Annotated in this window: 16 protein-coding genes; 8 read left to right on the top strand and 8 right to left on the bottom strand. The window is 55.1% G+C overall.

The window, feature by feature from the left end:
* The 4 genes from GFH31_RS11745 (at position 1) to GFH31_RS11730 (ending at position 6,047) form a co-directional block, all read left to right on the top strand.
* Positions 1 to 1,062 (top strand): M20 family metallo-hydrolase, encoded by a 1,062-nt coding sequence (locus GFH31_RS11745; RefSeq protein WP_055205504.1) that lies wholly within the window; start codon positions 1 to 3, stop codon positions 1,060 to 1,062.
* A gap of 52 nt (positions 1,063 to 1,114) precedes the next feature.
* Positions 1,115 to 3,934, top strand: coding sequence for a M16 family metallopeptidase (locus GFH31_RS11740; protein WP_101571029.1), 2,820 nt, complete (start codon positions 1,115 to 1,117; stop codon positions 3,932 to 3,934).
* A gap of 64 nt (positions 3,935 to 3,998) precedes the next feature.
* Complete coding sequence (gene argH, locus GFH31_RS11735) at positions 3,999 to 5,330, top strand: argininosuccinate lyase (protein ID WP_055205502.1); 1,332 nt, start codon at positions 3,999 to 4,001, stop codon at positions 5,328 to 5,330.
* 9 nt (positions 5,331 to 5,339) lie between these two features.
* Positions 5,340 to 6,047: a M48 family metallopeptidase gene (locus GFH31_RS11730; RefSeq protein ID WP_153497975.1), complete on the top strand. Its 708-nt coding sequence runs from the start codon at positions 5,340 to 5,342 to the stop codon at positions 6,045 to 6,047.
* A 73-nt stretch (positions 6,048 to 6,120) separates the two neighbouring features.
* Here the strand turns inward: GFH31_RS11730 and GFH31_RS11725 are convergent, their stop codons facing one another.
* The 5 genes from GFH31_RS11725 to GFH31_RS11705 form a co-directional block, all read right to left on the bottom strand.
* Positions 6,121 to 7,332 (bottom strand): DUF4493 domain-containing protein, encoded by a 1,212-nt coding sequence (locus GFH31_RS11725; protein WP_101571034.1) that lies wholly within the window; start codon positions 7,330 to 7,332, stop codon positions 6,121 to 6,123.
* Positions 7,333 to 7,342: 10 nt separating this feature from the next.
* Positions 7,343 to 8,782: a hypothetical protein gene (locus GFH31_RS11720; RefSeq protein WP_101571036.1), complete on the bottom strand. Its 1,440-nt coding sequence runs from the start codon at positions 8,780 to 8,782 to the stop codon at positions 7,343 to 7,345.
* Positions 8,783 to 8,968: 186 nt separating this feature from the next.
* A complete protein-coding gene (gene wecB / locus GFH31_RS11715) occupies positions 8,969 to 10,114 on the bottom strand; it encodes a non-hydrolyzing UDP-N-acetylglucosamine 2-epimerase (RefSeq protein WP_118458009.1) in 1,146 nt (381 codons plus the stop codon).
* A 4-nt stretch (positions 10,115 to 10,118) separates the two neighbouring features.
* Positions 10,119 to 11,336 carry a UDP-N-acetyl-D-mannosamine dehydrogenase gene (gene wecC / locus GFH31_RS11710; RefSeq protein WP_153497974.1) on the bottom strand — a complete coding sequence of 406 codons (1,218 nt, stop codon included), beginning with the start codon at positions 11,334 to 11,336 and terminating at the stop codon, positions 10,119 to 10,121.
* A gap of 148 nt (positions 11,337 to 11,484) precedes the next feature.
* A complete protein-coding gene (locus tag GFH31_RS11705) occupies positions 11,485 to 12,327 on the bottom strand; it encodes a metallophosphoesterase (RefSeq protein ID WP_153497973.1) in 843 nt (280 codons plus the stop codon).
* Between the two features lie 220 nt (positions 12,328 to 12,547).
* On the opposite strand from GFH31_RS11705, the gene GFH31_RS11700 reads away from it, so the two are divergent.
* Positions 12,548 to 13,099 carry an NADPH-dependent FMN reductase gene (locus tag GFH31_RS11700; protein ID WP_101571043.1) on the top strand — a complete coding sequence of 184 codons (552 nt, stop codon included), beginning with the start codon at positions 12,548 to 12,550 and terminating at the stop codon, positions 13,097 to 13,099.
* Between the two features lie 26 nt (positions 13,100 to 13,125).
* Here GFH31_RS11700 and GFH31_RS11695 read toward each other — a convergent pair whose 3' ends face one another.
* Positions 13,126 to 13,614, bottom strand: coding sequence for a low molecular weight protein-tyrosine-phosphatase (locus tag GFH31_RS11695; RefSeq protein WP_118656284.1), 489 nt, complete (start codon positions 13,612 to 13,614; stop codon positions 13,126 to 13,128).
* A 252-nt stretch (positions 13,615 to 13,866) separates the two neighbouring features.
* Between GFH31_RS11695 and GFH31_RS11690 the strand changes: the two genes are divergently transcribed.
* From GFH31_RS11690 to GFH31_RS11680, 3 genes are all read left to right on the top strand, one after another.
* The gene (locus tag GFH31_RS11690; RefSeq protein ID WP_228385764.1) at positions 13,867 to 14,277 is read left to right on the top strand and encodes a BlaI/MecI/CopY family transcriptional regulator; all 411 of its coding nucleotides are present in this window, start codon (positions 13,867 to 13,869) and stop codon (positions 14,275 to 14,277) included.
* 51 nt (positions 14,278 to 14,328) lie between these two features.
* Positions 14,329 to 16,026 carry a M56 family metallopeptidase gene (locus GFH31_RS11685; protein WP_153497972.1) on the top strand — a complete coding sequence of 566 codons (1,698 nt, stop codon included), beginning with the start codon at positions 14,329 to 14,331 and terminating at the stop codon, positions 16,024 to 16,026.
* A 138-nt stretch (positions 16,027 to 16,164) separates the two neighbouring features.
* Positions 16,165 to 16,926: a M15 family metallopeptidase gene (locus tag GFH31_RS11680; RefSeq protein ID WP_118656292.1), complete on the top strand. Its 762-nt coding sequence runs from the start codon at positions 16,165 to 16,167 to the stop codon at positions 16,924 to 16,926.
* A 59-nt stretch (positions 16,927 to 16,985) separates the two neighbouring features.
* Here GFH31_RS11680 and GFH31_RS11675 read toward each other — a convergent pair whose 3' ends face one another.
* Positions 16,986 to 18,518 carry a M56 family metallopeptidase gene (locus GFH31_RS11675; protein ID WP_153497971.1) on the bottom strand — a complete coding sequence of 511 codons (1,533 nt, stop codon included), beginning with the start codon at positions 18,516 to 18,518 and terminating at the stop codon, positions 16,986 to 16,988.
* Positions 18,515 to 18,889, bottom strand: a complete 375-nt coding sequence (locus GFH31_RS11670) for a BlaI/MecI/CopY family transcriptional regulator (protein ID WP_055205490.1) — start codon at positions 18,887 to 18,889, stop codon at positions 18,515 to 18,517. Before GFH31_RS11670 ends, GFH31_RS11675 begins: the two co-directional genes overlap by 4 nt.
* Between the last annotated feature and the right edge of the window lie 520 nt (positions 18,890 to 19,409).

Raw genomic sequence — 19,409 nt, 5'->3', positions numbered from 1 at the left:
ATGGAAACGGAACAATTATACGAAAATGCGGTCGCTCTGTTGCGACAGATGATCCAAACCCCTTCGTTCAGCAAAGAAGAAGCCGGAACCGCCGGGCTGCTGGCCGAATTCCTGCAAGAACGCGGCGTGGAAGTGCACCGGAAAAAGAATAACGTCTGGGCGTTCAACCGCCACTACGACCCGGCCAAACCGACCATTCTGCTGAACTCGCACCACGACACCGTCAAACCGAACGGCGCCTACACGCGCGACCCGTTCGCAGCGACCGTCGAGGGCGACCGGCTGTACGGGCTCGGCAGCAACGACGCCGGGGCCAGCGGGGTATCGCTGTTGGCAGCCTTTTTGCATTTTTACGACCGGAAAGACCTGAAGTATAACTTATGCGTAGCGATCACGGCCGAGGAGGAGAACAGCGGGCACGACGGACTCGAATGCGTGATCCCGGAATTGGGGCCGCTGGAATTCGCGATCGTCGGCGAACCGACGCTGATGCAACTGGCCATCGCCGAACGCGGACTGATGGTCATCGACTGTACGGCGCACGGCAAAGCCGGACACGCGGCGCGCGAGGAGGGGGACAACGCGATCTACAAGGCGATGCAGGACATCGAGTGGTTCCGCACGTACCGTTTCCCGAAGGTGTCCGACCTGTTCGGTGCGGTCAAGATGAGCGTGACGATCATCTCGGCCGGAACGCAACACAACGTGGTTCCGGCCGAATGCCGCTTCACGGTGGATATCCGCGTCACCGACCGTTACACGAACGAGGAGGTTTTAGAGATTATTAAGGAGCATGTGAGCTGCGAAGTGAAAGCGCGTTCCACGCGCCTGCGACCGTCGAGCATCCGGCCGGATCATCCGATCGTACAAGCGGGCCTGGCGCTCGGACGCACGACTTACGGATCGCCGACGACGTCGGATCAGGCGCTGCTCGACATCCCGTCGCTGAAGCTCGGCGTCGGGGACAGCGCCCGGTCGCACAGCGCCGACGAATTCGTCCATTTGAGCGAAATACGCGAAGGGATCGAACTGTATATAAAGATGTTATCCGCGATATTGTAACGAATCCGACCACGCCGACGAAACGGATCGGACAAACCTAAAATTCGGACGTATGAAAAAACTGATTCTGACTGCCGCCGTCGTGCTCGCCGCTGCGAGTATGTACGGCCACCGCGCACCGAAATACCAGCCCGTTCCGGTCGATACGGCGGTGCGCGTCGGAAAACTGCCGAACGGTCTGACCTATTACATCCGGCACAACGACCTGCCGAAAGAACGGGCCAACTTTTACATCGCCCAGCGGGTCGGATCGATTCTCGAAGAGGAGAATCAGCGCGGACTGGCGCACTTCCTCGAACACATGGCTTTCGCGGGAACCAAAAACTTCCCGGACGGGAAACTCACCGGTTACCTCGAACAGAACGGCATCAAGTTCGGCGCGAATCTGAACGCCTACACTTCGGTCGACGAAACGGTCTACAACATTACCGACGTGCCGACCGTAAAGCCGGGACTGGTGGACTCCTGCCTGCTGATCCTGCACGACTGGTCGGGATTCATCCTGCTCGAAGACGACGCGATCGACCGCGAGCGCAAAGTGATCCACGAAGAGTGGCGCACGCGCAGCAACGCGACGCTCCGGATGTACGACAGCCTGCTGCCGAAACTCTACCCGAACGGCAATCGTTATGCGAGCCGAATGCCGATCGGATTGATGGAAGTGGTCGACAATTTTCCGTACGAAGTGCTGAGAAATTATTACAGAAAATGGTACCGTCCGGATTTGCAGGCGATCGTCGTCGTGGGCGACATCGACGTGGACAGCGTCGAGGCGCGGATCAAAACAATGTGGCAGGATATCCCGCGCCACAAGCGCGCCGCCGAACGGAAATATTTCCCGGTAGAAGACAATGCGGAACCGATCGCAGCCATCGCCACCGATCCGGAAGCGACCTCTTCGTCGCTGGCCGTTTTCTACAAACACGACAAGCTGACGCCCGAACGAATGAAAACGACCGAAGCGCTCGACAACGATTATATTCAGTCTACGTTTTCGATCATGCTGAACGCGCGACTGGCCGAACTGACCCAACAGGCCGACCCTCCGTACCTGTATGCGGGATTCGGCGACGACGATTATTTCCTGGCCAAAACCAAGGGCGCTTATCAGCTTTACGTGGCCTTCCGGGACGACGCCTGGCAGCGGGCGCTCGACGCCGGGATCGGCGAACTGAAGCGGGCCCGCGAATACGGCTTCACCGCACCCGAATACCAGCGGGCGCAGGCGAAACTGGCCAGCTACTTCGAGAATAAATACAACGAACGGAACAAGGTCAAAAACGATACCTACGTGCAGGAGTGCCTCGATAATTTCCTCGAAAACGAACCGCTTGCGAGCGCCGAATACCTGTATCATTACTATCTGAAACGCGCTCCGGAGATCACTCTGGACAGCATCAACGATATCTTCAGGACGATGTTCCCGGATCACAACATCGCGCTGATGATGATGGCCCCGTCCAAAGACTCGCTGAACTTCCCGACCGAAAAAGAATTCGTCTCAGCCTACCGCAAAGCGTACGAAGCCCCGGTGACCCCGTACGAGGAGAAACTGGACGAAGGCGGATTTCTCGACCGCGAACCGCAGGCGGGAACCGTCGTTTCCGAGCAGACCGACCCGGTATTCGGCACGACAGTGTGGACGCTGAGCAACGGAGCGCGCGTCGTATTCAAGCCGACCGATTTCAAGAGCGACGAAATCCTATTCGAAGCGATCAGCCTCGGAGGAACTTCCGCCTACGGAGACGGCGATTCGTTGTACATGAATTTCCCGACCGGTACGGCGCTCGTCGGCGGATTGGGCAAATTCCGGCCGACCGACTTGCAAAAGAAACTCGCCGGCAAACGGATCTCCTACCAACCCTATATCGGCAGCACGTCGGAAGGCGTTTCGGGCAGTTGTTCGCCGAAAGATTTTTCGGAATTGATGCAACTCACCCACCTGCTGTTCACCGAACCGCGCGAAGACACCGTCCTGTTCTCGGCCTGGAAAAACCAGACGCGCACCGTCCTGGCCAACCAGGAAGCCAATCCTTCGATAACGATGCAGGATACGTTAAACCGGGCGATATACGGGAACAACCCGCGCTACCGCCGCTTGACGCCGCAGCGTCTCGACGGCTACTCGTACGACCGGATTCTGGAACTTTACAGACAGCGTTTCGCCAATGCGGCGGATTTCACGTTCATCTTCGTCGGTAACGTCGATCCGCAGAGCATACGTCCCGACATCGAACGGTATATCGCCTCGCTGCCGGGTTCAGCGCAGAAAGAAACGGCTCGGCACATCGAATTCATCGTGCCGGGAAACCGCGAATCCCGCTTCGACAAAGAAGTATCCACACCGAAAGCGACGGTCGTCGTCACGATCAGCGGCGACGAACGCTATTCGTTGAAAGACCAACTCGAAATGACCTTTCTCAAACAGATCATGGACATCGTCTATGTCGAAACGATCCGCGCCGAGGAGGGAGGTACCTATGGGGTCAGCACGCAGGCTTCGCTGCTGCGCGAACCGTACAACCGGTATGCGTTCACGATCAGTTTCGATACGAGCAACGAGAAATCGGAAGCTTTGGCCGACCGGGCGCTGGCCGAACTGAAAAAAGTGGGCGACGAAGGCCCGACCGCAGCCGCTTTCGACAAAGTGAAAGAGTTCTTACAGAAAAGCTATGCGCAGTCGATCAAGGAAAACGGCTATTGGCTGGGGCAGCTCACTTCTTTCTACCGCTACGGAACCGACTCGCACACCGAATACCTGAAAACGCTGAACGCGATCACCCCGGAAGACATCGCCCGGCTCGCAAAGAAGATTTCCGATTCGCCGAACCGGGTGGAAGTAGTGATGAACGGAATCGCCAAACAAGAATAGAATTACGGGGCGTACCCGCAAATGCCCGTACGCTCCCTGTTTAAAACCCAAAAACGACAGACAGATGAAGTTGTGGCAAAAAACCAACGACGTGAATAAGGCGGTGGAACAGTTCACCGTCGGGCGCGACCGCGAGATGGACCTCTTTCTTGCCGAAGCCGACGTCCTGGGATCGCTGGCGCACACGCGCATGCTCGAATCCATCGGACTGCTCGGCAGCGAAGACCTCGCAAACGTGCAGCGCGAACTCAAAAACATTTACCGGGACATCACGGCCGGAAAATTTACGATCGAAGAGGGCGTCGAAGACGTGCACTCGCAGGTCGAATTCCTGCTGACGCAGCGCATCGGCGACGCCGGCAAAAAGATCCACAGCGGCCGTTCGCGCAATGACCAGGTGCTGGTCGACCTGCGGATCTTCCTGCGGCGGCAGATCCGGGAGATCGTAGCGGACGTGGAGCAGTTGTTCCACCGGCTGCAACAACTTTCGGAAAAGTACAAAGAGGTGCTGATGCCGGGATACACCCACCTGCAGATCGCAATGCCGTCCTCGTTCGGGCTGTGGCTCGGAGCCTATGCGGAAAGCCTGGTGGACGATACCGAAATGCTGCACGCCGCCTACCGCATCTGCAACAAGAATCCGCTCGGATCGGCCGCCGGATACGGCTCGTCGTTCCCGCTGAACCGTACGATGACCACGCAGTTGCTCGGTTTCGACACGCTGAGTTACAACGTCGTATATGCCCAGATGGGGCGCGGAAAGAGCGAACGGATCATGGCGCAGGCCATGTCGTCGGTCGCCGCTACGCTGGCGCGGCTGGCGATGGACAACACGCTGTTCCTGAACCAGAACTTCGGATTCATCTCCTATCCGGCCGAGTTGACCACCGGATCGAGCATCATGCCGCACAAGAAAAATCCGGACGTATGGGAACTGATCCGGGGCAAATGCAACCTGATCCAAGGACTTCCGAACCAGATCGCAATGATGACGACCAACCTGCCGTGCGGATACAACCGCGACCTGCAGTTGCTCAAAGAAGTGCTTTTCCCGGCCATCGCCGAACTGCGGAGCTGCATTCATATGGCAGTTTACATGCTCGAAAACCTGCAGGTTAAAGAGCACATTCTGGACGATCCGAAATACGATTACCTGTTCAGTGTCGAAGTGGTCAACAACATGGTGCTCAACGGAGTTCCATTCCGGGAAGCCTACAAAAAAGTAGGGATCGACATCGAAAACGGGAATTTTAAAGCAGAAAAAACCGTACACCACACCCACGAAGGGAGTATCGGCAACCTGTGTACCGACGAAATTTCGGCCCTGATGCAGCAAACGCTCGATAAGTTCCATTTCGACCGGGTCGACCGGGCCGAAACGGAACTGGTTAAATAAGCAAAGTTCATGGCGGAATATCACCATCCGTCGCTCGGTGCGATCACGGTCGTCCGCTCGTCGCGGTTACGCAGGCTCGGCATCAGCATCCGGGCAACGGGTGAAATACGCCTGTCGATCCCTTCGGGGGTCAGCGACCAGCAGGCGATCCAATTTCTGAACGAAAAGGAACAATGGGCCGTCCGTACCCGGGAACGGCTCGCCAGGCGCTACCCGCACGAAACGATCGAACTGCCCTACGCTACGCGCAGTCACGTATTGCAGTTGAACCCCTGTCCCTGCTTGAGCCCTTCGGCTCGGATCGGAAACGGAATCATCCGGGTCAGTTATCCCGCCGCCCTGCGATACGACGCTCCGGAGGTTCAGCGGATCATCCAGCAGGGAATCGAGGAAGCATGGCGTATCGAAGCGAAAGCCTACCTGCCGCAACGGGTCGACGCACTTTGTAAAACATTCGGATTCCGTTGCGGAACCGTGACGATCCGCAACACCCGGTCGCGCTGGGGCAGTTGCTCGTCGGAAAACAACCTGTCGCTGAGCATCCATCTGATGAAATTGCCCGACCACCTGATCGACTACGTCATCGTTCACGAACTCTGCCACACGCTACATAAAAACCACGGGGCCGAATTTCACCAGCTTCTCAACCGGCTGACCGGCGGTAAACATCCGCAATTGAGACAGGAACTGAAAAATTATACGACCCGTTGGAGATAATCGTCCGGAACGATATCCGGCATGAAACGGGCGTTCCTCCTGTGGGAGGAACGCCCGTTGTTTTCGCTGCTTTTTACAGTGTTTTCAACCGGATATCGTCGATTCCGTAATTCGTTCCGAGACAATCGAAACGAATCACCAGATTTTTGGTCTTCGGGATTCCCTCCGTAACGGAGACCTGAGCCCATTTTTTATTCGCCGGACGAGCATCGGACGCGATCGGAAGCTGCGTAAAATTAGCCCCTTCATCCTGACTCACGCTGACCGTCAGGTTATTCACATCGTAAGCCTGCGAAAAACTACAGCATCCGAACGACAGCACCAGATCGTTCGCCGCCATCGACGTATTCAGGCCCGAAACCGTAAAATAGGCGCCGGACGTCTTGAACAACAGGTAATTTCCGCCGGAAGCGCCGTTGTAATCGGAAGGAGCGGCCGACGAAACGAAAGCGCCCGATCCCGCATACGAAGCTTTCAGGTACGACCATTTCGCATACCCGCTGACATTTTGCTCGACCGAAACGGGAACGCCGCCCATCGTCTCCGTATAATCGACCACGCCGGAAGGGAAAACGACCGCCACGTCCTGCTCGCTCACATCGGTCGAAACCGTAATATCGAGTTTCAGGTTTCCCGAAACCGACTGAGGCGCGTCGTCGACGCTCACGTTATAGACGGTTTGGGCATCCAGCGTCAGCTCCTGCTCGTATTCCACTCCGTCGGCCGTAACGACGATCGTCGCCCGGTCGGCCGGAAAATAGCCGATTCGCCCACCGGAAACGTCGTCGTCAGTAAATGTCAGAGCGCCCTGGATCTGCCGGATCGTCGTTGAACGCGTCGAATGGTTGGCGCGAAAAGCTTCCGAATAGCTGACCCGGACGCCGGCATTGGTCTGCTTGCAGCCGATCGAAACCGGGGTTTCGTTGTCAACGGCGATCGACACCCCCGCCGATCCGCCGTAAACGGGCGTATCGAAAGCCGGCGCAGTAAAAGACTGCGAATAGGTCCGCACCGTATAAACTCCCGAAGGCAATTCGATAGGCCCCGGATCGACGCCGATGGGCGACAGCTTTTTAATCACCGTTTCGTTTTGCAGGATCTCGAGCGTGAAGGTGGCGGCATCCGCGCTTTTGGTTGCCGACGCAGTTACGACTCTCACGGTCGGATCGACATCCAGGCGGACAACAAGCGATCCGTTTCCGACATTTCCGGGATCGTTTTTAGCGCACGATCCCCAGCCCATCGCCGTTATCAGCAATGGGAACAACAGGTTCCTTCTTTTCATAGTAGTTTGGTTATTCGGTCAGTTTCAATGGACTCCACCACGTATTCCATTGTCCCCACGCAGCTTCCGGCGTACCGTACGCATAGGAGATATACTGCTGCACCCCTTTGCGCATGTGTCCCCGGCCGTCGCCGCTCCACCCGCAATTGTGCAGGTAAGGCTTCAAATTATCACGAATCTCTCCTTTCCGGGTAAAATGGATTCCGTCCTCCGATTCCCACAACACGATATAGCTGTCGGGACCCATCCGCTGGGCGGCATGGATCGCCTGAAATTTCTTGAGATCGTCACGGTATTTCACATCGCAATGATCGGCCCCTTTGATGTCGCTCTTATTGATCACCGTCCCGTGGAAATTCAGATGGGCGGGCCAATTCGGATCGTTCGCATCGGCCGTAACCAACCGGGTCGTTATCGACTCGTCGCCCGTCGCATTCCAGGTATAATAGCAATAGACGCTGTCGCCGAGCACCACGAACGACGGCTCCCCGGCTCCGAACTTCTTCGGATCGTCCGTGTACCGGATCATCGGCTGTACGTCCGTCCCGGTAGTCCAGCCCGAACCGTTCCACTTTTCCCACGGGCCTACCGGCGATTTCGAACGGGCGATATAAACATGGTTTTCGACCATCCCCTCGTTTTCAGTAGAAGTATAACCCGCATAGTAATAATCGCCCCACTGGGCTACGGCCGGGTCGCATACCGAAAAATGATCGGAAGCAAATTCGGTCGGAAGCAGCACCATCTGCTCCGGAGTCCACGTTTTGCCTCCGTCGGTCGAATGCTGATAGGAAGCCTGATCCCAGAATATGGTTCCGTCCGAAAAGTCCTGCGACACGCGTGCCCGGAAGCTACCGGCGACCTCTTCTCCGTTCAAATAGTTGGTCACCCCTTCCATATTCTTATCCGACTGCCAGACCATACACTGGTCGTTGTTGCCGTCGCTGAGCGTCCACAAGTATTCGCCGTACGGAAACTTATCCTTGTTGACCAGCTCCAGGCTCTGGTTGTCCTTATAATTTTCATAGCGCTGCGTGGCCACCGGACGGTGCCGCAGGGTCGTTTTATAGTCGGTATCCCACCGGTACAGGCTGAACGTAAGCGATGCGTTTTTCGCCTGTTGATTCGGGCAGATCACGCGTACCGAATAGAACGGTTTGGTTTCGGCGAACCGCTGGGCGGCCGTCATGCCTTTGCCCAGCACGACCGGCTTCATGACGGCATCGGCATCGAATTTCAGATTGCCGTCGTCGTGATAACCGCCCGGAGCGGCGAACCACGCATCGACCGAGCCGTCTTTGTTGACGATGATGGAAGGTCCGTAACGGTACTGTCCGCCGGTGTAAATATCCCACCCCGTCTCGACGACGGGAATTTCCAGAGCCGACTTGCAACCGCCCAAAGCCAGCGCCGGAATCATTGCCAAAACCAATTTCATTCTCTTTTTCATAGGTCAAAAATTTAAGGATGCGCAAATATCGTATTCAGACCCAAAAACCGTTCCAGACGGCCTTAATATCAAAATTAAATTATTTTTTCTGAAATAACAAATTCATCCGTAAAATTATTCCGAAAAGACGCAAATAGTCGCGCTTTTCGCTAAACAGATATCCCGACTTCGGGTTTTGCCAACAGTCTATTCCAGCAACCGGACGATCCGTCCGCAGGCCTCCCCGTCCCCGTAGGGATTCACGGCCTCGCTCATTGCCCGGTAATAAACGGGGTCGGTCAACAAAGCGGAAACCTCGGAAACGATCCGGGCCTCGTCCGTACCGACCAACTTGACCGTACCGGCCTGCACGGCCTCCGGCCGTTCGGTGGTTTCGCGCATCACCAACACCGGTTTACCGAGCCCCGGAGCCTCTTCCTGAATGCCTCCGCTGTCGGTCAGCACGACCGCGCTTTTCTCCATCAGGTATACGAAAGGCAGGTATTCCTGCGGTTCGATCAAGAACAGGTTCTGCGGCGCGTCCGTCCCGAAAACCTCGCCGATCGGGCGCCGCACGTTCGGGTTCAAGTGCATCGGATAGACGAAATCGACCTCCGGGAACCTGCCGGTCAGCGTCCGGATCGCCGTACAAATACGCAAAAAGCCGTCCCCGAAATTTTCCCGCCGGTGTCCGGTAATCAGCACCAGCCGGCGATCGGACAATCGCCTCGCGGCATCGTATCCCGCCCGCCGCAGCTCCCCTGCCAGTCTCCCGGCCAGGGCCTCGTCCGACTTGATCCGTCCGACCACCGCATGGAGCGCATCGATCACCGTATTGCCGGTCACGAATATCCGGTCGTCCGGAACGCCCTCCCGCAACAGGTTTTCGCGGGCCAGCGAGGTCGGCGCGAAGTGAAACGACGCCAGCCGCCCGGTTAACTGACGGTTGATCTCCTCGGGCCATGGGTTGTACATATCGTGCGTACGCAGGCCCGCTTCGACATGCCCCACCGGAATCCGCGCGTAGAAAGCCGCCAGCGCGGCGGCCGCGGAAGTGGTCGTATCGCCGTGCACCAACACCACGTCCGGCTTCGCTTCGGCCAGCACGCCGCGCATCCCGGCCAGCACGGCCGTCGTAATATCGTAGAGATCCTGCCCCCGCTTCATGATATTCAGGTCGTAATCGGGAACGATCCCGAACAGACGCAACACCTGATCCAGCATCTCGCGGTGCTGTCCGCTGACGCAGACGACCGTTTCGAACCGGTCGGGACGCTCCCGGAGCGCTCCGACCAGCGGGGCCATTTTGATCGCCTCCGGCCGGGTGCCGAAAACCAGCATGATTTTTTTCATTCCGTTACTGTTTTTTAAAAACACCGCAAAAATCGAGAATAACGGCGTTGTCCCGATATTCCAGAGTTTTAAATTCTTTGTGCGCCACCAAAAAAGCGATGATATCGGATTCGGCATAAGCCTTCCGGTAATCGGCGAGTTTGAATACCGGATGCTCCCGCACGTTCGGCTCGACGATCCGGTAATCGGCATCCTCCCCCTCCATCACTTTCGAAGCGATATACTTGGCAGGACTCTCGCGCAGGTCGTCGATATTCGGCTTGAAAGCCAGTCCCATCAGGGCTACCCGCGGGGGACGCCCCTGCGTCACTTTGAACCGCTGGATAGCGGCTTTGACCTGCCCGGCGCACCAGAAGGCCTTATAATTGTTGATCTCGCGCGATTTGGCGATCAACTGCGACTCGCTCGGAAAATCGGCCGTGATAAAATAAGGGTCGACCGCAATGCAATGGCCTCCCACCCCGCTGCCGGGTTGCAGGATATGTACGCGCGGATGTTTGTTCGCCAGTTCGATCAATTCCCAGACGTTGATCCCCGCCTTGGCGCAGATCAGCGAAAGTTCGTTGGCAAAGGCAATCTGAACGTCGCGCGACGAATTTTCGGTCAGCTTACACATCTCGGCCGTCCGGGCATTGGTCGGATGCAGCGCGCCCTCCACGAAACGGGCGTAAAAAGCCATCGCCCGCTGCGTCGAAGCCTCGTCGATCCCGCCGATCACCCGGTCGTTGTGCACCAACTCGTGCAACACGTTGCCCGGCAGCACCCGCTCCGGACAGTAGGCGACGTGCAGTTGCCCTTCGAGCTCGGGCCGCTCCGAAAAGATCAGCCTCGCCATCCGGTCGGTCGTTCCGACCGGCGAAGTGGATTCGATGATAAAAAGGTCGCCCGCTTTCAGCAACGGAACGACCGAACGCGTAGCGGCCTCCACGTACGAAACGTCCGGCTCGTGATTCCCTTTGAACGGAGTCGGCACGACGATCAGGTAAACGCCGCTCGCGACCGGCTTCGTAGCGGCCCGGAACCGTCCCGCCCGCACGACTTCGCGGACTACCTCCCGCAATCCCGGTTCGACAATGTGAATCTCGCCCCGGTTGACGGTATCCACGACCTGCGGATCGATATCGACTCCGATGACCTGCAATCCTTTGGATGCGGCCACGGCCGCCGTCGGCAGGCCGATATAGCCCAACCCGAGAAAAAGTATCTGTTCGGTACTCTCCATAACTGTTCTGATGCTTTTAGATACGACCGATCGTTGCGGCGCTTCCTGCGTCGCACAATCGGCGCGATAAAGTTACGGAAATTTACGAATTTCTACGCTATCGCCCCGTTTTAATCACATTTTCAGGCAGAAACAATTTCGGTCCGGATTAATGACGAAATAATTCCACGCAGGAAGGGATCCGGTCGATCTCGTAATAAACCGCATGAATCCGCTCCGGATGAACGATCACAATCTGCAAACCGGGTTTCTCTTTTCCCGCCGGGTGGCCGGCTGAACCGGCTACCGAGAAATGCGTATCGTTAAAATCGGATTCCATCCGGCGACACAGGTGTCCGGCCAGCACCAGATCGACGCGATAACGGGCGCAGAGATCGAGGTATCGCTGCCGTTCCTGCGACGGAATGTTTTCGTCGGCGTCGGGTTCGTCCGGCCGGTTTACAAAAAACGGATGATGTCCGATCAGTATCCGGCGCCGGTATTTCCCGGCGTGCCGGAGCTGCTTTTCGAGCCAATCGTATTGCTGCCGGCGCTGCCCGGAGTTCCCCGCTTTTACGACCGGCGTATTCAGGCCGATCACGCAACACCCTTCCTTACGGAAAACGAAACGATCGCTGCCGTACCGGCCGATAAAATCCTGCACCGCTTCGGGCGAGGCTTCGTCCCCTACGTCGCAAGCGCCCGGCAACAGATAAATCGGGATTTTCGAATCGATCCGGCGGCACAACTCCCGGAACCCGGCCAGTTGGGCGGCGTTCCCGCGGTCGTTCACCAGATTCCCGGAAATCACCACGAATGCGGGCTTCAACCGGTTGATCGCGTCGATAAACTGCTTGAACTGCTGTTTTTCCCGCTCGAAACCGCCGTCCTCACTACAAAGGCCCAACCGCGGATCGCTCAACTGAACGAAAAAGAACGACCGGTCCTTTCCCGGGGCGGAAAAAGAAAAGGAAAACAGCATACAAAACAAAAAGAATACGATACGTTTCATAATCCGAGGAGATTAAATGACGATATTCAGCACATAAAAAAATGCTATGACCGGTCGTAAAGTTAAAAATAATTGCCATAATTCAAAAATATTTGATTCCATACGCTCTTTTTGCGCCATCGTCCGCTTCAGGAACGACTAAAATTCGGATCGTTCGGTATTTTTTATTCACGGATAAAACGGTATCTTTGAAAAGCACCGTTTTGAACATCGAATTACTATGAAAAGGATTGCCATTCTATCGTCCAGCGTGCGGACGGGACGCCTCAGTCACCGTGTCGCCCTCTATCTTCAACACTATCTGACGGCCAACGAACTGGCCGAAACCGAAATACTCGACCTGAAAGCGTACGATTTTCCGCTGTTCGAGGAACGTTTCGCCTTCCTGCCGAATCCGTCCGGGAAAGTGATCGATTTCACCGAACGACTCGTGGCGGCCGACGCGCTGATCATCGTCACCCCGGTCTACAACGCCTCCTTCTCAGCCGCGCTGAAAAACGTCATCGACCTGTACCTGCAGGAGTGGCGCCGCCAACCGGTGGCGGTCGTTTCGGTCACCTCGGGCAAAGTGCCGGGAATCGCGACGGTACAGCAACTCCAGGCTTTGCTGCTGAAACTCGGGGCGTTGGTCGTACCGATGCTGTGCACGGTGATTTCGGCCGGGGAGACTTTCGACGAAAAAGGGACGGCCGCTTCTCCCGCAGCGACCGAGAAACTGCTGCGCCCGATGATCGACGAGCTACTCTGGCTGACCGGTAAAACCGGCGAATAAGATTCCGGGAAACCCGAAGACGGCATCTACCGTTCCGTCTCCGCCTGCCGGCTCACATAGCGGAACAATCCGTCGCAGGCGTCTTCCAACAGATCGAGCACCCGCTCGAACCCTGCCGCCCCGCCGTAATAGGGATCCGGAACCTCCGTTTCGTCGAAACGGGTGCAGAAATCGGTCATTTTCCGGATCTCGGCCCGGCCATCCGCCGGAGCCTTGCGGCGCAGGTCCCGGATGTTCCGATCGTCCATACCGACGATCAAATCGAAACGGTTGAAATCTTCCGCAATCACCGGACGGGATATCGAAGTCAGCCGATATCCCCGTTGAGACGCATGTCGCTTCATTCGAGGATCGGCCCCCTCCCCCGCATGGTAACCGATTATTCCGGCCGAATCCACCTCGACCTTTCCGCTCATTCCGGCTTTGTCAACGGCCTCGCGAAACACGGCTTCGGCACTCGGAGAACGGCATATATTCCCGAGACAGACAAAAAGCACTTTATATTTTCCGTTCATAACAAATTATTTACATCCCGATCTTTTCGGTTTATCCGCCCGTTTTCCGAACACGCCGGGAAACGGATTTTATACCCGACGCAAAAATACAAAAAGTCCCGGAAAACCGCACCCGGAAAACAGACCACACAAAAAACCTGTAAATAAACAACATACAGTAAAAACACCCGACAACAACTAAAAAATTAGTTAAAAAACTTGCACAACTAAAATTTTAGTTATATGTTTGTTTTCAAATCAAACCGGTATATTATGAAAAAAGAGACGGAGCGGGAAAACATGCGGGAACTGACCCGGGCGGAACTCGAAATAATGCAAATCCTGTGGGACGAAAAAAACGCTTTCGTAAACGATATCCTCGAACGGATGCCCGAACCGAAACCTGCTTATAATACGGTTTCGACGATCGTGCGCATCCTCGAAAAGAAAGGCGCCGTCGGGCACGAAGTCCTCGGAAAAAGCCACCGCTACTACCCGCTGTTCGGGCGCGAAGCCTACACGCAAAACCTGATGCAGGGAGTCGTCCGCAATTTCTTCGGCAACTCATTCGCCCGAATGGTCTCGTTTTTCTGCGAGAAGGAACACTTGCCGGCCGACGAGTCCGAAAAAATCCTGCAAATCGCGCAGGAAGCCATCGCCCGAACAAAAAAACGAACCGAGTAACCCGGAACCGCACGGCGCACCCCGATCCGACGGTACCTCAACCGTAAAACTATGGAAACTGAACTACCCTACCTCGTCAAAACACAGATTTGCCTCGCAGCATTCTGGATCGCCTACCGGCTGTTGTTCGCACGCGACAAGGCGTTCGCACGCAACCGGGCCTACCTGCTGCTGACAGTAGCGGCGGCTTTTGTCATTCCGGCGCTTTCCGTTCCGGTATGGACGCCGGAGGCAACCGGAGGAGAACCGTACGGTTTCCGCATTCCGGCCGAGATCTTCACCGGAATACAACCCGAAACGCTCCCCGGCACCCGACCGGGCGGTATTCCGCAGGGACTCCGACTGTTTTGCTACGCAGGCAATCTGATCATGCTGCTGGCGTTATCGGCAGGCGGATTCCGGCTGTGGAGAATCACCCGTCGCGCCACGCTGCTACAACCGGGCAAAATCCGTATTTACGGCCTCAACATGCAGGGTTCCGCCTTCACCTTCTTCAATCGCATCTATATCAACGAACTGGGGACGAAGCCGCAGGACATCGCGCAGATCGTCGCGCACGAGACGCACCATGCGAGACTGCGCCACAGTTGGGACATTCTGCTGTCGTCCGTACTGCGGATTCTATTCTGGTGGAATCCGTTCGTGTGGCTGTGGGAACGTTCGCTCAGAGAGGTGCACGAGTTCCAGGCCGACGATGCGGTACTGAACAACGGTTTCGATTCGGAACAATACATCGCGCTGATCCTCGGAGGACTTACCGTCATCCGTCCGGAGTTTGTCAGCGGGTTCTGTTATTCACTCATCAAAAAACGCCTTATCATGATCGCTCGAAACAAACAAAAACGCCGGTCGAAATTCAGAATTTTGCTGGCATTACCGCTAACCGCGCTCCTGACGGTTTGCTTTTCCTTTACCGAACGCCCGGTACGGCAATCCGTACTTACGGAGACCGCCGACACCGAACAACCGTACTCTCCGAACAACGGGGAAAGCCCCCAGAGGTTATCCGCCGTGCAACAAATGTCCTCTTCCTCCGCAACCGGGACGAATGGCGGAAATGCGATCGCACCTACCTCCCCCGCGCCGCCGCCTTCGACAGCCGATGAACAGAACGAAAAAAACGCAGCGCGCCCGACCGTTTCGAAACAACCGGAACAGCCTACCGAGACATCGCAAAACGCCCGGGAGCATACGACCGATACGGCATCCCGTACGACTGCGTTCGACAGGCAATCGACCGATCTGATCAAACAAGCCAATGCTTTGGCCTCCCGTACGGCTGAGCTCAATAGACAATCGGCCCAGTTGGCCCATGCATTGACAAACAACCTCTCGTCCGAACAAACCCGTTCCATAGCATCCCGTATGGCTGCGCTCAACAGGCAATCGGCCAATCTGTCCCATGCGCTGGCCAACCGAATGGCAAGATTCTCAGACTCAACAAACAGAGCCTCTTCCGATACTTCAATATTCGGGAAACCCCGCCCCATCATTCTCATCGACGAGAAAGAAGTAGACAATATCAAGGGACTGAATCCAAACGACGTCGAAACGGTATCGGTGCTCAAAGACCCGACGCTTGTGGGCGTCTACGGCGACAGAGGCAAAAACGGAGTGATTCTAATCAAGACCAAATCCCTGTCGAAAAACTCCCGCGTCAAAATCGTAGAGATACCCGCCGTCATAACGTCTGATCGATCCGATAAGCCTGCTCGAAATCCGGAAGAAAACGAAAAACCGGAAAAATAAATACCCGAACATTTAAAAAGAATCGAACCCCAAGACAAACCGCGGGACAAAGATAACCGGAATTTCCGGTTATCTTTGTCCCGCGTTCCGATACGGCATCGTACCGGCATATACGACACGACACAAAGCGAAAAGACCATGAAATACAAATTTACCGCACTGAAAACCGGACTTCTGATCAGCCTATTGATGGGTTGCGCCTGCTGCAACCTCCGCCGAAACACGGTGGAACAGATACAGATCATCCCGGCCGACACCGTAAAATCGCTGTTCAGCAACCACGAGTCGAACGATACGCCCGTCGAGAAGAAAATGCGCGACCAGGGACTGGTCGACATCGCCGAACAGGATTCGTCGATCGCCGTGCGCCTGGTCTATGCGACACCCTACAACTTCATGGGCAAACGGCTCTATCACGGATTGACGAAAGCCTTCATGCTGCCCGAAACGGCCGGTATGCTGATCGATGCGAAAAACCGGCTCAAAGCGATCCGTCCCGACCTGAACCTGCTGGTCTACGACGCCGCACGCCCCCTTTCGGTACAGCGGGAAATGTGGGATATGGTCAAAGGAACCGCGATGAAAGATTTCGTAGCCAACCCGAACAACGGCCCCGGTATGCACAACTTCGGAGCAGCGGTCGACCTGACGCTAATGGACTGCACCGGACAACCGCTGCCGATGGGATCGTGTTACGACTTTTTCGGCGACGAAGCGCGCATTACCGACGAGCGGCAGTTGCTCGACTCGGCGCGTATCACCCGGCGGGAACTGGAAAACCGACTGCTGCTGCGCCGGGTAATGACCGAAGCGGGCTTCACGACCATCTCCGAGGAGTGGTGGCACTTCAACATCATGCCGACCGCCGAAGCCCGTAAAATATTAACGCCTATCGACTGAACACGCCGGATCGGGCGGAGGCAACCGACTCCGCCCGATCCGTTTCGAGACACGGGATTCTATTTACTGAAATCCAGATTTTCAGGAGATTCGGGAATATTTGGATTCATATCCATGCCTGTCAACGGAACCGAATCGCCGACGATTTCGAACGACACGTTACCGAACCAGACTTTTCCCTCTCCGTCCAACAATACGCCGTAGGCCAGCTTTCCCGCATCGGCAGGGACATCGAGTACGATCTGACATTGCTTCCAATCCGTAGTTCCTTTTATCGGACGATCCTGCATATTGTCAAAAGCGAGACTGTTTCTGGAATTTTTCGCATCGACCCGGAACCACATGCCAGCCCAACCGGTAACATTTTCCGATTTGATATCCGCAGTCATTTTAACGCGTTTACCGGCATATTGGCCGGGAAGACACATCTGCATCAATGTACCGAACTTTCCAACGCCTGACTGAAAAGCCTCGACCGACTGAATCACAGCTACGTTCTTCCCATCTTTTTTCGCAGACGGATCGACTCCCATTTCATAATTTTCAGGTGCGGTGCCCGCTTTGATCCACCCTTCCGGCACGGTCAGCGATCCGGCGGCATCGCTGTTTCCGGCCATTCCGAAAGACATCAGCGCCAAAGCCGCTACTGGAAGGTAAACCAGCGACTTCCAATAAATCCTTCCGTTTTTTCTCATCGTGTTCATCATAGCAATTCGTTTTTTGGTTTGACAATAGGTGTTATTGAAATTGGTTGCGAGTGCAAAATGTTGCAGGCCGACGCTTTTACGGATAATCAGCATCTGGTATTTACGGGCGTCAACGCCACGCTTCAACGCATAATCGTCGGCCTGGTATTCATGTATCTCACGCAGATCCCGCTTGATCAGATAGATCACCGGATTGAACCAGAAGACGATTTGCGCCACGGTAAGCAACGTCAGATCGAACACGTGTCCCAACTGCCGGTGTCCCTGCTCGTGGGTCAGGATCTCCTCCCGGTTGTTCGCGTAATCTTCGTCGGAAATGACCACGTATTTTCCGAAAGAAGCCGCCGACACCATCCCCGGCAAGACGATCACCTCGGCCCCGTTCTCTCTCCTGGGACGCGCTTGCCTGAGCCATCCGAACAGACGGAACATCCCCACAACGAATATGAAAAACGACACCCCGGCCCCGAAAAGGTAGATCCAGAATACGATCCCGACCGGAGTGACCAAAACGACCGGGACATCGACAATTTCGGCCGCCCGGGCGACCGTCTCCCTATCCCGAACCACCGGACGCTCTTTCGCTCCCCGATCTTCCGGAACGCCGGTACGGGATATTCCCGAATTAGCGACCGGCAGCGGAGACGCCGTAGAATACCCGTTCAAACGAGTCGCGAACGTCGTTTCCGGAATCGTCGCGCCGGTCCAGCTCCACCCGCCCGGCGACGGAAGGAAGGGAATCGCCAGCGGCAGGATCACGATCAGCAGCAACGTCGCCCGGTTAAAAGCGAAACACGTCTCTTTCCGCATCAGCAACCGGAAACAACCATAAAAAACGCCGGTGCAAACGCTCGTAACGAGCAAATAGATCAATAACGCTTTCATTTCTTTTCTTTTTGGGAGTGAGCCTCCACCTGTGCGATCAACTCCCGGATCTCCTCCGCAGAGATTTTCTCCTCCTCGACGAACATCGAAAGCACCGATGCATAGGAATGGTTAAAATACTTGCCTACGATGTTCTGCAATGACATCCGGCTGAAATCTTCGCGCGAGATGACCGGAAAGTAACGGTACGTGTTTCCGAACTGCTCGTGATCGACAAATCCTTTGTCCTCCAAGCCGCGCACGACCGTAGACACCGTATTATAGTGCAGTTTCAAATCGCCGAGCGCTTTCAGGATATCATTGATGAACAGCGGTCCTCGGTCCCAGAACTGCTCCATAATCTCTTCTTCGCGGTTTGTCAAATGTTTCATGGTTCCTGTTTTTAATGATTGATTTTTCAAACGGAGAGCTACGACACAAATATAACTAAAAAAAATAGTTCACAAACTATTTTACATAATTATTTAACTAAAAAATATAGTTAATATAAATACACACTAACAATCAACTATTTACAAATAAATAGTCCGATAAAATCTCAAATAATACCAAACTATTTTTATTTTCTGCTATTCGGGAAAGAGAGAACTAGAAACGCAACTTGCGAAAGAAGGTTTCCATCCATTCGCGGCACTCCTGTTCGAGAATGCCGGTGCGAACCTGCGTTTTCGGAGTCGAGACCAACCTACTACTTTAAATCATTGTGTACATAGAAGTTACAAACTGATGTTTTAGTTAAAAAAATACAGTAAACACAACAAGAGCGGGTAACAAAGAACAATCGACCTTTTGTATATTTTCTTTTTCTCAGGATCAATATCCCGCTTATAAACAAGGATATAGGCAACAGCGATTATTATGATAAGCCACTCCGAAGAAGCCGTGGAATCA

Origin of the sequence: Alistipes sp. dk3624 (assembly GCF_009557455.1) — a bacterium.
GTDB lineage: Bacteria > Bacteroidota > Bacteroidia > Bacteroidales > Rikenellaceae > Alistipes_A > Alistipes_A hominis.
This window is presented reverse-complemented; position numbering and strand designations above follow the sequence as displayed.